Genomic DNA, 14,316 nt, shown 5'->3' on the forward strand with positions numbered 1-14,316 from the left:
CTAACGCCTGTCCGGCGGGCCCATGGCAAACCCAAGGCCTTCACGGTGGGTTGCTCGCACTGCTGGGCGATGCGGACCGCGGCATCAGCCGCGACGGTGGGTCCCCTGACGGGCGCTCACTCCCACGTGCAGTGGTACTCGCAATGCGGTGCGCCCCGGGCGCGGCACATGGGGTGGGTGACGTGCACGGCGCGGCCGCCACACAGCTCGATGGCGCGCTCGTGCCAGCCGATGATGGTGAGACAGTCCGGCTCGGTGACGTTCTCCGCGCCGAACGTCCGCAGCACCGCGGCGCACGGGCCTGTCTGCTCATAGGTGCGTGAGCCCACCGCGTAATAGAAGCGGTAGATTTTCGGCGCCTGGCTCAGCAGGAAGTGCGGCTCGCCAGCCTTGACGAAGACGTGCTGCGGGCCATGCAGCGCCTCATGGGCGGAAGCGCGCCCCATCTCCAGGAAGGCCCGGTCCTTGTCCTCGGGCGACATCACCCCCGCGATGGCCGCGTCCAACCGCAGGTTCAACTCCAGGGGATACCAGCCGACGGGAAGCAGCATCTTCCTCAGCAGCGCCTGGTCCTCCGCGGGCAGCCGCCGCAGCACCGCGTCCACCCCGACCTGCCCACCGTGCTGGCGCAGCATGTTGAGCCGCGAAATGAGCACGCCGCCCTTGATGCGTGAGCCAGTTCCTTCGGTCAACATGCCCCCGTCCCAGGTAACAACCGCCCACCCATTGTCCCCGCGCGGCCTGCTCGCCATCAACTCGGGAAGGCACGTTTCCTGGCGCAACACCCTGAAATTCAAGGACAACCCGAAATCATCGACTGAAATCGGCCAAAATTAATCTTTATCTCCGTCCGGGGTTGGAGCCACGTGAGCATCAGGGAGACAGGCGGCCGGGTGGTGTCCCTGCCGGCGCGCATGGCCCGGGCGGGCCTGGAGCGTGCGCCGGACGAGGCGCTCTGCCGCGCATTCCTGGAGGGTGAGCCGGCGGCCTTCGAGGTGCTGGTGACGCGGCACCGCTCGCTCGTCTTCTCGCTGGTGCGCCGCTACGTGACGCGCCCTGAGGACGCGGCGGACCTGGTGCAGAGCGCCTTCCTGCGCGCGTTGGAGGCCTCGCGCCGCGTCTTCGCGCGCTTCACGCCGTCGGGACCGGCGCCCTTCCGGGCCTGGTTGGTGCGCATCGCGCTCAACCTGGCGAAGAACCACGCCCGTCAGGGGCAGCGGTGGCGCCCGGTGCTGGTGGCCTCTGGGCTGGACGACGTGGTGGAGGACCCGTCTGAGTCCGCGCAGGACCGGCTGGAGCGGGCCGAGCGCGAACGTCAGGTTCGCGCCGAGGTGCTCGCCCTGCCCCGCCGCCAGCGCGAGGTGCTGACGCTGCGCGTGGACGGCGGGCTGGCGTTCAAGGACATCGCCGAGACGCTCGGCATCACGGAGAACAATGCGAAGGTGCAGTTCCACCATGCGATGAAGCGCCTCAAGGCGCGGGTGGGCGTGCCCGAGGAGAAGCACTGATGGCTGCGTGCCCTGACCAGGAAGAGCGGCTGGACCTGCACGCCGCGGGGGCGTTGGAGGATGACGAGGCGCTTGGACTCATCCAGCACCTGGAGGGCTGCGAGGGGTGCCGGCAGGCGCTCGCGGCATCCAAGGAGCTGCTCTCGCTGGTGGCGCTGCCCGCGCTGTCGCCCCAGGAGAAGACGGAGCTCCAGGAGCTGCCCCGGCGCACGCTGTCGGAGTGGCGGCGCGGCGCCCGGCGCCAGGGTCAGGGCTTGAAGACGCTGGGCGCGCTGATGGCCACCGCCGCGGCGGTGACGTTGGTGCTGCTGGTGCCCGGCGCGTGGCGGCTGCAAGGCCTGGGACCGGAGGCCCCGGTGACGGCGGCGCCCGCCACCGACGTCGAGGAACTGGACGCGGAGACGATGGCCGCCATCGAGGCCTGGGCGGGACTGGAGCCGCTGGACGCGGTGCTGCTCGAGGACTCCCAGGGCTGGGACGAAGAGTTCGACTTCGATGTGGGAGAGACGCTGTGACGACGAGGGTGCGAACGCGGATGGCGGTGATGATGCTGGCCCTGCTGCCCTGGGTGGCGGTGGCCGCGCCCACCGGGCGCGAGGCCCGCGTCGAGGAACGGCTGGAGCGCGCGGAGCAGCGGCATCGGCTGCGGCAGGTGCTGGAGCTGTCGGACGTCCTGGACCTGGACAACGCGCAGGCGCTGAAGCTGGAGGAGACGCTGCAGCGCTTCGACGAGCGCCGCCGCCCGCTGCGCAAGCAGGTGCGTGAAGCGGCGCGCATCCTCCACCGGGCGTCGCGAGGCGACAGTGAGGCCCTTGCGCAGGTGGACGCGGCGGCGCTGGGGGCCTTCGAGGCACGCGAGCGCATCGCGGCGCTCGACAAGGAGCTGTACCTGGCGCTGGCGAAGACACTGCCCCAGGAGAAGCGCGCCCGGCTCGCGCTCGCCCTGGCGCGCAGCGAGGGCCGCCAGAAGATGAAGCGGGAGCCCGGGAAGGACTCGTTGGGGCGCAGCGGATACGATGACGGCATGCACTGACGCGGGGGCTTGGGGCCTGACGGCGAGCTCACTCCTCGGTGGGCTCGCTCGGGTCCTTCCTGCCGGTGGCCAGGTACGACTCCGCGCGGGCCTCGAGGTGGGCGGCGAGCCGGGGCTCCACACGCGACAGCACCTCCCATTCGATATCCATGGCGCGGCGCACGACGGGCCGCGTCGGCGACAGGGGCTCCCCCGCGACGGAGGCCGCCGCCGCTCCTTCCCCCAGCCTTGCGTCCCGATTGCCGGCGCCCATGCTCGGATGCGAGGGCGCGCGCCCGTTGGTGGTGTAGTCCATCCGGTAGGCCCGCACCACGGAGCGGCCATCCGATAGCGGATGGGCCTGCACGAAGATGCGGGACCAGCTGGCGCCCAGGTCCGTATTGCCCCGGATGCGCCAGGTGGTGTGGACGTAGAGCGGGTCCGAGCTGGGGAGCAGCTCGTACTTCTGCTCCACGAGCAGGCGTCGTGCCGTCGCCACCAGGGCGTCCGGCGGCAGCTTGTAGATGGCATTGCCGCTGGTGGTCTCCACCAGCTGCTGGCGGGTCTCGGGCATGACGGCACAACCGCAGGCTCCCAACAGGAGCCCGGCCGTCACCCACGTCGAAAGGCGTGAGCGCATGACGATGTTCTCGGCATGCCCCTGTGCGGGAAGACGGATGAAGCATTGGCCTCCGAGCCCGGGGCCCGGCTCACGGAGGACACCCCTGAGAACGCACCGGGCGTGCCCCTCATATCGCCGTGCGCGTCGTGCGGGTTGGCCCCCCTCCCGCGGGGCAGAGGACTCGCACCGCGGCCGGGGAGGACCTGGCATCCAGCCCGAGGGGGCCTCGTCATGCCGTGGCTACCGTCAGGGAGGCAACGGCGCGCACCGCGCCGCCACCGAGGAGGCTTCCTTGCGGCTGCTGACCCGAATCGCCCCACCGCTGCTGGCGCTGGCTTTCGCCGCATGCTCCAGCATCGACGTGAACACCAACTATGACCCTACCGCCACGCAGAAGCTGGAGGGGTACCGCACCTATGCCTGGCTCCCACAGCCCACGGGCAAGGACGACCGCGTCTACAACCCCATCGTCGGCGCGCGCGTCGAGCAGACAGTGGACCGCTACCTGCAGGCGCGCGGCTACCAGAAGGTGGAGTCCACCGCCAACCCGGACTTCCTCATCGGCTGGCACGGCGCCATCCACAACGCGCTGAAGGCGGAGACGGTGGACGCCTACTACGGCTATCCCTGGGGCGGTCCCTTCACGGACCCCTTCTTCGCGGGCGGCGCCGTCACCATGCCGGAGACGGAGCTGCGTGAGTACGAAGAGGGCTCGCTCATCCTCGACATCGTCGACCCGCAGTCCAAGCAGCTCGTCTGGCGCGGCACGGCCCAGGCGGAGCTGGACGAGAACGCCAGCGCGGAGAAGCAGCAGCGGCGGCTGGACGCGGCCGTGAAGGACGTGCTGGAGCGCTTCCCACCCAAGGCGAAGTGAGGAGGGCCTTTCGCGCCCACAGGCCTCGCGGCGACGCGCCTCCGCGAGGCCGGGCTTCAAGGCGCGGGCTGCTCGGCGACCGTCCCCTCCTCCACGGCGAGGGCCGCGCGCTGGGACTCGGGGACGATGAGCGGCCGCTCCAGGCGCTCCCGCTCCCAGCCGCCCAGGTCCGCGCAGGCCTCGTAGGTGCTCTGGAGGAAGTCGAGCAGGTACGCCTTCGGGTCCTCCGCGCGCCGCACGTCGTCGTACGCCAACAGGTACTCCTTGATGTTGGCGTCGTACCGGGCCTGGGCCGGGCGCACGCTGGCGCGCGCGAAGCCCTCCGGCTCCGGGGCCGCGTAGCTGTAGAAGGCCGCGCCGCCCGTGGCCTGCATGCCGGGCCAGAAGCCCGCGCTGCTGACCTCCTCGCAGTAGGCCTCCTGGGTGATGGGGTCCGCCCCGGGGCGCGCTGGCGCGGGCCGGCCGGAGAAGCGCGTCACCGCCAGGTCGAAGCTCCCCCAGAAGAAGTGCACCGGGCTGCACTTGCCGGTGAAGCGCGCGCGGAAGTCCTCGAAGACGAGCGTGGCCTGCAGCAGCGCCCGCCACCAGTGCTCCACGGCTTCACCGTCATAGCTGGCGTGGTGCCAGTCCTCACCGAAGGGCGTGGTGTCGTCGGGAATCTCGACGGGCTGCTCCCAGATGCGCACGTCGATGCCCATGGAGCGCAGCGTCGCCATGAAGTCCCGGTAGAACTCCGCGACGGGCCGGGGCTCCAGCGCCATCACCCGGGACGGCCCACGGTTGGCGTGCACGTGCAGTTCGTGCGAGCGGAAGTCGAAGTCCACCTCGAAGGCGCCATGTCCGAATGGAATGAGCCCCGTCGTCATGCCCCGCGCCGTCACGCGGAACGCGACGTTCCACCAGTGGTTCTGCGGCGGCGTCAGCGCCAGCTTCACCTTGCCGACGACCTGCGTGTACCGGTGCAACGTGGCGTAGGTGTCCTGCCACGCCTCCAGCGGCAGCGGCGGCCACACCGTGTCCCGGATGTCCATGGAGCCTCCCTTCAAGCCGAGTCGGCATTCAGGGTGAGCCCCCACCGGCGCCCATGCCAGGGCGCCAGCCAGGGCCGCATGCCACCAGGGCGGGGACCAGAGGGCCAGCCCCCACGCGCCCTTTCGGGGACTACGGCTGCGCGAGCGCGCTGTCGATGGCCGCCTTCAGCTCCGCGCTGTCTGGCGTCACCGCGCTGGGGAAGCCGGCCTTCACCTGGCCGTCCTTGCCCACCACGTACTTGTGGAAATTCCACTTGGGCGCGGGGTGGTGCTGCGACAGGAACGCGTAGACGGGCGACTGGCCGTCCCCCTTCGTCTTCACCTTCTCGAACATGGGGAAGGTGACCTTGTAGCGCAGCTCACAGAACTTCTTGATCTCCTCCGACGAGCCCGGCTCCTGGCCGCCGAAATCGTTGGACGGGAAGCCCACCACCACCAGGCCCTTGTCCTTGTATTCCTGGTGGAGTTTCTCCAAGCCCGCGTACTGCGGCGTGTAGCCACATTCCGACGCGGTGTTCACCACCAGGACGACCTTGCCCTGGTAGCCGGACAGCTTCTCCGGCTTGCCATCGAGCCGGTTGACGGAGAGGTCATGGAGGGACATGGGCTTCTTCTCACTCGTGGGTTCGGACTTCGCGGGGGGAGGAGGCTTCGGCGCCGCGGCGAGCGCCGGGGTGAAAGCCAGCGCCGAGGCCAGGGTCAATAGGGGGAGGGTTTTCATGCCGCTCCCCAGGATGCCCCAGTCCCCCGCCCGTTTCACGCCCGCCGCGCCGCGGCACGCGAGCGTGTGTCCTCATCCGAAAAGAGCGACTTGAGCACCCGGCCGGTGGGCGACTTCTGCTTCGCCACCTCGCGGGGCGTGCCCTCCGCGACGATGTGGCCTCCCGCCTCGCCACCATCGGGCCCCAGCTCCACCACGTGGTCCGCGGCGCCAATCACGGACGGGTGGTGCTCGATGACCACCAACGTGTCGCCGCGGTCCACCAGACGGCCCATGAAGGTGATGAGCTTCTCCACGTCGCCCAGGTGCAGGCCGGTCGTGGGCTCGTCCAGCACGTACAGCGTGGGTTCGTGCCGGGCGGAGGCCGTCAGCTCGGCCGCCAGCTTCAAGCGCTGGGCCTCACCGCCGGACAGGGTGTTGGAGCCCTGGCCGAGTTGGAGGTAGCCCACGCCCAGGTCGGCCAGGCACTCCAGCGGCGCGGCCACGCGGGGCAGCGCCTTGAAGACCTCCTTGGCCTCGTCAGCGGACAGGCGCAGCACGTCGCCAATGGTGAGCCCGTGGTAGCGCACCTCCAGCGTGGCCGCGTCGAAGCGCGCGCCGTTGCAGGCCTCGCACGGCGTCACCACGTCCGGGAGGAAGGACATCTCATGGGAGATGGCGCCCTGCCCGTCGCACGCGGTGCACCGGCCGCCACTGGCCGAGTTGAAGGAGAAGCGCGTGGGCGTGAAGCCCTTGATTTTCGCCTCGGGCGTGGCCGCGAACACGCGACGCAGCTCGTCCCAGATGCCCAGGAACGTCGCCGGCACCGAACGCGGCGTGCGGCCGATGGGTGACTGGTCCACCGACAACACGCGCTTCACCGCCTCCGCCCCGTGCAGCGAGGTGAAGGGGCCGGGCTTCGCCGTGACGCGGTCCAGCTTCTCGCGCAGCGCCGGGTACAGCACCTGGCGAATCAGCGTGCTCTTCCCGGAGCCCGACACGCCGGACACCACGTTGAGCCGCCCCACCGGCAGCCGCAGGTCCACGCGCTTCAGGTTGTTGGCCCGCGCCCCCTTGAGCTCAATCCACTGCTTCGCCTCGCCCCGGCCCGAGGGAGGCCGCACCTGCGACTCCTTCAAGGCCCGCGCGGTGGGCGAATCACTCTCCAGCACCACGTCCGGCGGCCCCTCCGCCAGGATGTGCCCGCCACCCCGGCCGCCCGTGGGCCCCAGGTCCAGCAGGTGGTCCGCCGCGCGGATGGTGTCCGAGTCATGCTCCACCACCAGCACCGTGGAGCCCGTGGCCACCAGGGCGCGAAGGTTGTCCAACAGCCGGTGCGTGTCGCGCGGGTGCAGGCCGATGGTGGGCTCGTCCAGCACGTACATGGCGCCGGTGAGGCCCGCGCCCAACTGTGCGGACAGGCGCAGCCGCTGCATCTCCCCGCCCGACAGCGTGGCGGCGTTGCGGTCCAGGGACAGATAGCCCAGGCCCACGCGCTCCAGGAACTCCATGCGGCGCAGCAGCTCCTGGCGGGACGGCTCGCCCAGGAGCGCCCGGTCCCCCTTGAACTTCCAGCCGCGCACCCGCGTCAGCGTGGACGCCACGGACTGCTGCACCACCTCGTGGTAGCGCGCGCCCTCCAGCCGCACGCCCCGGGGGACGGGGGCCAGCCGACTGCCACCGCACGTGCGGCACGGCGCGACTTCGCCCTCGGCCATCGCCTCGGCGCCGCCCTGGATGCCGGTGCCCTCGCATGACTCGCAGCGGCCCTGCTTCGTGTTGAAGGAGAACCAGCGAGGGTCCAGCTCCGGCACGGCGGTGCCGCACTTGGGACAGGTGCGCTCGGTGGACAGCAGCGTCTCGCCCTTGCCGGCGTCCACCTTCACCGCGCCCTGGCCCCAGCCCAGCGCCTTCTCGAAGACGTCGCGGTCCAGCTTCGACAGCTTGCCCTCGTACATGACGAGGTCGATGTCGTGCTCACGCGTCTTCGCCAGGCGCGGCGGGTCATCCGTGGACGCGAGCTTCCCGTCGACGATGGCCCGCGAGATTCCCGCGCGCGCCGCCGCCGCGAAGATGTCCAGGTAGGTGCCCTTGCGGGAACGCACCGCGGGCGCCAGCAACGTGCCTTCGCCCTTCATCGCCGTGAGCTGCGCGAAGAGCACGTCCGGCGACATGGAGGTGATGGGCGAGTCGTCATTCGGGCAGTGCGGCTCGCCCAGCTTGGCGAACAGAAGGCGCAGGTAGTGGGCCACCTCGGTGACGGTGGCCACGGTGCTGGTGGCTCCCGCTCGCGAGGTGCGCTGCTCCAGCGCCACCGACGGCGGCAGCGAGCTGATGCGCTCCACATCCGGACGCGGCATGGAGGGCAGGAACTGCCGCGCGTAGGGGCTCAGCGTCTCCAGGAAGCGGCGCTGGCCTTCCGCGAACACCACGTCGAAGACGAGCGAACTCTTGCCCGAGCCGCTCGGCCCGGTGACGACGGTCATCTTCCCCAGCGGGATGCGGCACGACACGTCCTGGAGGTTGTGCTCGCGCGCGTGCTCCACCTCGATGGCGGGAACCTCGCCCTTGCCCGGCTTGCGCAGCTTCACCGCGCGGCCCAGCGGCTTGCGCTCGCCCCGCAGTGCCTGGGCGGTGGCGCCCTTTCCGCGAGCCACGTCCTCCGGCGTCCCTTCGGCGACCAGCCCGCCACCGTCACGGCCGCCCACGGGTCCCAGGTCGATGACCCAGTCCGAGGCCTTCATCACCGCCACGTCGTGGTCCACCACCAGCACGCTCGCGCCGAAGTCCACGAGCGCATTCAGCGCGGTGATGACGTGGCGCACGTCCTCCGCGTGCAGGCCAGCGCTGGGCTCGTCGATGAGGAACAGCGTCCCCTGCGCCTCGCTTGCCAGCGCCCGCGCCAGCTTCAAACGCTGCGCTTCGCCCCCGGACAGCGTGGACAACGGCTGCCCCAGCGGCAGGTAGCCCAGCCCCAGCCGCGCCACGGGGCCCAGCGTGCGCTTCAGCGCCGCGTCGCCGCCGAAGTGCTGGAGCACCTCGTCCACCGTCATCTCCAGCACCTGGGCCACGCTGAAGCCCTGGTGGCGGACGGCCAGCACCTCTTCCTTGAAGCGCCGGCCGCGGCACACCGCGCACAGCAGCGCCACGTCGGCGAGGAACTGCATCTCCACCGTCTCGTAGCCCTCGCCCGAGCAAGCCTCACAGCGGCCCTTGTCGACGTTGAAGGAGAAGTGCGCCGCCGTGAGGCCGCGCACCTCCGCGTCGGGCTCGGAGGCGAAGCGCTCGCGCAGCCGGTCCCACGCCTTGGTGTACGTGGCCGCGTTGCCGCGCGAGGTGCGCCCCAGCGGGGACTGGTCCACCAGGGTGATGGCCTTCACCACCTCCATGCCCTCCACCGCGTCCACCGCGCCGGGGGCCTCCACGTCCTTCACGCCCAGCCGCCGCGCCAGGTGCCGGTACAGCACCTCGTCCATCAGCGTGCTCTTGCCCGAGCCGCTGGGCCCCGTCACCGCGCACAGCACGCCCAGGGGCACCTCCACCGTGAGGTCCTTCAGGTTGTGCTCGCGGGCACCCCGAATCACCAACGCCCCGGTGCGCGTGCGCGGCGTGCGCGGCACCTCGTCCACGCCGGCCAGCAGCCGCCCCGTGGGCAGGTCCTGCTTCTTCGCCAGCGCCTCCGGCGTCCCGTCGAAGACGAGCTGTCCGCCCTGCTTCCCGGCCCCGGGCCCCAGCTCCAGCACGCGGTGCGCTGAGCGGATGACCAGCGGGTCATGCTCGATGACCAGCGCGATGTTGCCCCGCTCCGCCAGCTCCGCGATGGCCTCCGTCAGCGGAGGCACGTCGCCCGGGTGCAGGCCCACGGTGGGCTCATCCAACACGAAGAGCGCGCCGGTGAGGGACGTGCCCAGCGCGGCCGTCAGGGACACGCGCTGCGCCTCGCCGCCCGACAGCGTGCGCGCGGGGCGGTCCAGCGTGAGGTAGCCCAGGCCCACCCGCTGGAGGTAGCGCAGGCGACCGGTCAGTTCGCGCCGCGCCAGCTCGCCCTGCCCCGTGGTGGTGCGCAGCGCGTCCAGCCGCGCCAGCGCATCCGTCAGCTCCAGGTGGTGCCACGACGGCAAATCCAGCCCGCCCACGCGGTACGCACGCGCCTGGGCGTTGAGGCGTCCGCCGCCACAGCTCTCGCACAACGTGTAGGCGCGATAGCGCGCCAGCAGCACGCGCACGTGCATCTTGTACGTGCGGCCCTCCATCCACCGGAACCACGCGCGGACGCCCGGATAGGCGCGGCCCTCGTCGTAGTCGCCCTCGCCCTCCAGCACCGACTCGCGCTGCTCGGGCGTCAGCAGGCCCCAGGGCTTATCCCACGGAATCCCCCGCGCCTTGCACCAGCGCTGGAGCATGCCGCGCTCCCACGTGGTGGACTGGCCGGACCACGGACGGATGGCCCCCTGCGACAGGCTCAGCTCGGGGTTGGGAATCACCTTGCCCCAGTCGATGCCAATGGTGCGGCCGAACCCGCGGCACGCGGCGCACGCGCCCACCGGCGACTGGTAGCTGAAGAGGCCGGGCCGCGCGGCCTCGAACTCCCGCGCGCACTTGGGGCACACCAGCCCGCGCCGCAGCCGCTGGGGCACGCTCTGCCCAGGGACGAAGAGGTGCGCCTCACCGTCCGCGCGGTTCCACGCGTCCTCCAGGGCCTGCGTCACGCGCGACAGCTGCGCGTTCGTCAGCTTCACCCGGTCCACCACCACGCGCGCGATTCCAGCCGGGTCGGTCGCCTCGGCGGGGCGGAGCGACTCCAGCTCCTTCACCTCGCCCTGCACCATCAGCCGGTGGTAGCCATCTTTCAGCAGCCGGGCCCGCGCGTCCAGGAAGGCCGCCGTGTCGGGGATGCGCAGCGGGAAGGTGAGGATGGCCTGCGCGTCCGTGTGCTCGCGAATGGCCGCGGCCGCCGCCACGCGCGCGTCCGTCCGCACCGCCTCCACGCCGCAGGTGCCGCAGACGGGCACGGCTTCACGGGTGAAGAGCGCGGACAGGTACGGCTCCACGTCCGCCAGCGTGGCCACCGTGGAGCGCGAGCTCTTCACGGGCGCGCGCCGGTCCACGGCCACGCCCGCGGCCACGGGCTCCAGGGCGTCCATGGGCGGCCGCTCCAGCCGCTCGAGGAACTGCCGGGCGTACGGGCTGAAGCTCTCCACGAAGCGCCGCTGCCCCTCGGCATACAGGGTGTCGAGCGCCAGGCTCGACTTACCGGCGCCAGAGACGCCAGTGACGCAGACGAACTCTCCTTCCGAGAGGTCGACCGACAGGTCCTTCAGGTTGTGCGTGCGCGCGCCAACGAGGTGAGTCTTGTGCATACGGGTGGCAGGTTTAACGACTGGACACTTCGCCGCCAATCACAACTGAGGGAGCACCTGTGGGCACTCGCCTCCCTGACTGGCGATGAGGCGGCCCCCCGGAGCCCAGGGGCCCGCTCAGGCGCCCGTCCAGCGCACCCGCAGGGCGTACCCCGTGGTCTGCCGCTCCAGCACCTCCACCTGGGGCAACACCTTGGTGCGCAGCAGGACGCCTTCCACCACGCCGGCGACGAAGTCCGGCAGCGGGTCCGGGTCCACGACGCGGATGCGCCATTCCCCCGCCTGCACCGGCTCCAGCAGCATCTTCATGTCCTCGCGCCCCGCCCGCAGATACGTGGGCAGTCGCGTCAGACACCGCTCCGTCCCCAGCAGGGGCGCGGCGGTGGCGAAGATGCGACCCACCAGCGTCTGGGCGAACCCCTCCACATAGCGGTGCCCCAGGACGCGGTTGGCCGCCTCGGGCGGCTGCCCCACGCAGGCATGGCGACGGGCCACCCCCAACGCGGCCCGCCACACCGCCAGCGGGTAGTACTCCTGCGACGCCTCCATGTCGTAGCCAATGTCTCGCAAGGACTGGGCGAAGGGCCCCGTGGGCTTCAACGCATGGACGAAGAGCCCTTCGAAGTTCCGCCGAGGCACCTGCACCGGCAACGGTGGTGGCTTCCGCGGCTCGGTGGCCGTCTTGTCGTCAAAGCCCCGCCGTTCCATGAGTTCCCCCTGTCTCCACCGGTCCACCCCGGTCCTGAGGCCAGTGTATCAGCCCGGGCGCTTCGTCACCTGCACGCCACACCGGCACGGCACACCGCTTTTACAACAGCAGACGTCGTGTAACGATGAGCGTTCGTCATCAAGAGGTGTCCCATGCGGGTCCTGATTGTCACCCAGGGGGGAGGGGCGGACCTGGCGCCAGTCGAGTCCTGGCTGCGTGAGCAGGGACACACGGTGGTCACCGTGACGCGCGAGGCGGAGGTGCCCGCCGCGTGGCGCAGCGGAACGTGCGCGCTGGTGGTGGTGGATGCACGGACGGACACCTCCCGCGTCCCGCTGGTGCGCGCGCTGCGCAGCCTGCCCGGCGGTGAGGAATCCGTGTTGCTGCTCCTGGGCCACCGGGGCGCGCTGGGCAGCCTGCGGCCCGTCCTGGAAGCCGGCGCCGATGATTTGCTCGCGTGGCCCGTGGACGAGGAGGAACTGGCGCTGCGGCTGGAGCTGGCCCACCGCCGCTTCGTCCGGCGCGAGGGCCGCAAGGGCCTACCCTTCGGAGATGACCTGAAGGAGACGCTGCTGGCCGTCAGCCCCGTGCCCACGTCTATCACCACCATCACCGAGGGGCGCGTGGTGGCGGCCAACGAAGCCTACTTCGAACTCTTCGGCTACACGCGCGAGGAGGTCATCGGGCGCACCACGGTGGAGCTGGCGCTGTGGCAGGCGCCCCTGGACCGCTCGCAAATCGTGGACACGCTGCGGCGCCACGGCACGGTGCGCGGCGTGGACGCGCAGTACCGCACCCGCGAGGGCGAGCTGCGGCACACGCTGCTCTTCATGGGTCTGGTGCCCTACGGGGGCACGCCCCACATCATCGCCTTCTTCCCGGACATCACCCCGCTCAAGCGCGCCGAGGAAGGCCTGCGCCGCTCGGAGGTGAGCTTCCGCACCCTCATCGGCAGCCTGCCGGACCTGGTCGCCGTCTTCGACACCGACTCGCGCGTGCGCTACGCCAACCTCAAGGTCGCCACGGCCCTGGGCTACGAGAGCGTGAACGAGCTGCTGGGCAAGCACATCTCCGACATCATCCCGAAGGAGGACTTCGCCAGCGCCGACGCGCGCATGCACGCAGCCATCCGCACCGGCCGCGCGGCGCTCCAGGAGCGGCAGATGGTCAAACGCGACGGCAGCGTGCTGCACGTGGAGTCCACCACCTTTCCCCTGCCCTTCGACGGCGAGGACGCCATCGTCTCCGTCTCCCATGACTTGACGGAGCGATACCAGATGCAGGCGCGACTGATGCTCGCGCAGCGCATGGCCTCCGTCGGCACACTGGCCGCGGGCGTGGCGCACGAAATCAACAACCCCCTGGCCTACCTCACCGCCAACCTGGCCTTCGCGCGCGAGGAGCTCGCCGGCGTGCTGCCCACCGGTACCCGAAACATGGAGCCCCGGCTGGCGGAGGCGGTGGCCAGCGCCCAGGCCGCGCTCGCCGAGGCGCAGCAGGGCGCCGACCGGGTGCGCAGCATCGTCCGGGACTTGAAGACGTTCAGCCGGGTGGACTCAGCGGAGAGCGCGGAAGTGGACGTCCGGCAGGTGCTGGAGTCCACGCTGAACCTGGCCACCACGGAGATTCGTCACCGCGCCCGCCTGGTGAAGCAGCTCGACGCAGTCCCCACCGTGGTCGGCAACGAGTCACGGTTGGGACAGGTGTTCCTCAACCTGCTGGTGAACGCCGCCCAGGCCATTCCCTCCGGGACGCCGGAGCGCCATGAAATCCGCGTCGTCACCCGCCTTTCGGGCAACGGCCACGTCTGCGTGGAGGTGTCGGACACGGGCGCCGGTATCGCCAAGGAACACCTGCCGCGCCTGTTCGACCCCTTCTTCACCACCAAGGAGCCCGGGGTGGGCACCGGACTGGGCCTGTCCATCTGCCACAGCCTGGTGACGGCCCTGGGTGGGGAAATCCATGCGACGAGCGAGCCGGGCAGGGGCTCCACCTTCCAGGTGCTCCTGGCCCCCTCCCAGCGGCTCGGGACCGAGCGCCCACCGCTCGCTCCGCCGCCCGCCCCCACGGAGAAACGGGGCAGCGTGCTGGTGGTGGACGACGAGCCACTCGTCTGCACGGCCCTGGGGCGTACGCTGCGTCCGCACCACGACGTCACCCTCTTCACCCGGGCCCAGGAGGCCTTGGAGCGCATCGAGGCCGGCGAGCGCTTCGACGTCGTCTTCTGCGACCTGATGATGCCGGGCATGAGTGGGATGGACTTCTACTCCGCCCTCCAGGCCCGCCACCCCGAGCAGGCCCAGCGGGTCATCTTCCTCACCGGCGGCGCGGTGACGCCTCAGGCCCGCGCCTTCCTGGAGTCGGTACCAAGCCCCCATCTGGAAAAGCCGTTCGCTGGCAGGGAACTCCTCTCCCTGATCCAGGAACGGCTCGCGCACGCATAGCGAATTGTCAGCCTGTGGAAGATTTGGACAGGCCCCCTCACCCCCTGCCCCTATCC

Annotated in this window: 11 protein-coding genes; 5 read left to right on the forward strand and 6 right to left on the reverse strand. The window is 70.9% G+C overall.

Going from position 1 to position 14,316, the window contains the following annotated elements; all coding sequences use genetic code 11:
* Nucleotides 1-116: 116 nt before the first annotated feature.
* A complete protein-coding gene (locus F8M74_RS32590; protein ID WP_228560639.1) occupies nt 117-695 on the reverse strand; it encodes a TIGR02265 family protein in 579 nt (192 codons plus the stop codon).
* Nucleotides 696-866: 171 nt separating this feature from the next.
* On the opposite strand from F8M74_RS32590, the gene F8M74_RS32595 reads away from it, so the two are divergent.
* The 3 genes from F8M74_RS32595 to F8M74_RS32605 are packed head-to-tail and all read left to right on the forward strand — an operon-like array spanning nt 867 to nt 2,541.
* Nucleotides 867-1,508 carry an RNA polymerase sigma factor gene (locus F8M74_RS32595; RefSeq protein WP_141256975.1) on the forward strand — a complete coding sequence of 214 codons (642 nt, stop codon included), beginning with the start codon at nt 867-869 and terminating at the stop codon, nt 1,506-1,508.
* Nucleotides 1,508-2,023: a zf-HC2 domain-containing protein gene (locus F8M74_RS32600; protein ID WP_141256976.1), complete on the forward strand. Its 516-nt coding sequence runs from the start codon at nt 1,508-1,510 to the stop codon at nt 2,021-2,023. The genes F8M74_RS32595 and F8M74_RS32600 overlap by 1 nt, the downstream gene beginning before the upstream one ends.
* Nucleotides 2,020-2,541 (forward strand): hypothetical protein, encoded by a 522-nt coding sequence (locus F8M74_RS32605; protein ID WP_141256977.1) that lies wholly within the window; start codon nt 2,020-2,022, stop codon nt 2,539-2,541. The genes F8M74_RS32600 and F8M74_RS32605 overlap by 4 nt, the downstream gene beginning before the upstream one ends.
* 28 nt (nt 2,542-2,569) lie before the next feature.
* Here F8M74_RS32605 and F8M74_RS32610 read toward each other — a convergent pair whose 3' ends face one another.
* A complete protein-coding gene (locus F8M74_RS32610; RefSeq protein WP_141256978.1) occupies nt 2,570-3,094 on the reverse strand; it encodes a hypothetical protein in 525 nt (174 codons plus the stop codon).
* A gap of 340 nt (nt 3,095-3,434) precedes the next feature.
* Here F8M74_RS32610 and F8M74_RS32615 point away from each other — a divergent pair, with 340 nt between their 5' ends.
* Complete coding sequence (locus F8M74_RS32615) at nt 3,435-4,016, forward strand: DUF4136 domain-containing protein (RefSeq protein WP_141256979.1); 582 nt, start codon at nt 3,435-3,437, stop codon at nt 4,014-4,016.
* Nucleotides 4,017-4,072: 56 nt separating this feature from the next.
* Here the strand turns inward: F8M74_RS32615 and F8M74_RS32620 are convergent, their stop codons facing one another.
* The 4 genes from F8M74_RS32620 to F8M74_RS32635 all read right to left on the reverse strand — a co-directional run bounded on the left by F8M74_RS32620 (nt 4,073) and on the right by F8M74_RS32635 (nt 11,815).
* Entirely contained in the window at nt 4,073-5,047 is a 975-nt protein-coding gene (locus F8M74_RS32620; RefSeq protein ID WP_216620525.1) for a DUF5996 family protein, read from the reverse strand.
* A 130-nt stretch (nt 5,048-5,177) separates the two neighbouring features.
* Complete coding sequence (locus tag F8M74_RS32625; RefSeq protein WP_141256981.1) at nt 5,178-5,768, reverse strand: glutathione peroxidase; 591 nt, start codon at nt 5,766-5,768, stop codon at nt 5,178-5,180.
* A 35-nt stretch (nt 5,769-5,803) separates the two neighbouring features.
* Complete coding sequence (gene uvrA / locus F8M74_RS32630; protein WP_141256982.1) at nt 5,804-11,107, reverse strand: excinuclease ABC subunit UvrA; 5,304 nt, start codon at nt 11,105-11,107, stop codon at nt 5,804-5,806.
* A gap of 117 nt (nt 11,108-11,224) precedes the next feature.
* Complete coding sequence (locus F8M74_RS32635; RefSeq protein ID WP_141256983.1) at nt 11,225-11,815, reverse strand: DUF2378 family protein; 591 nt, start codon at nt 11,813-11,815, stop codon at nt 11,225-11,227.
* A gap of 153 nt (nt 11,816-11,968) precedes the next feature.
* Here F8M74_RS32635 and F8M74_RS32640 point away from each other — a divergent pair, with 153 nt between their 5' ends.
* A complete protein-coding gene (locus F8M74_RS32640) occupies nt 11,969-14,260 on the forward strand; it encodes a PAS domain S-box protein (RefSeq protein ID WP_141256984.1) in 2,292 nt (763 codons plus the stop codon).
* Nucleotides 14,261-14,316: the final 56 nt, after the last annotated feature.

This window comes from Myxococcus sp. CA023 (genome assembly GCF_010998615.1).
GTDB lineage: Bacteria > Myxococcota > Myxococcia > Myxococcales > Myxococcaceae > Myxococcus.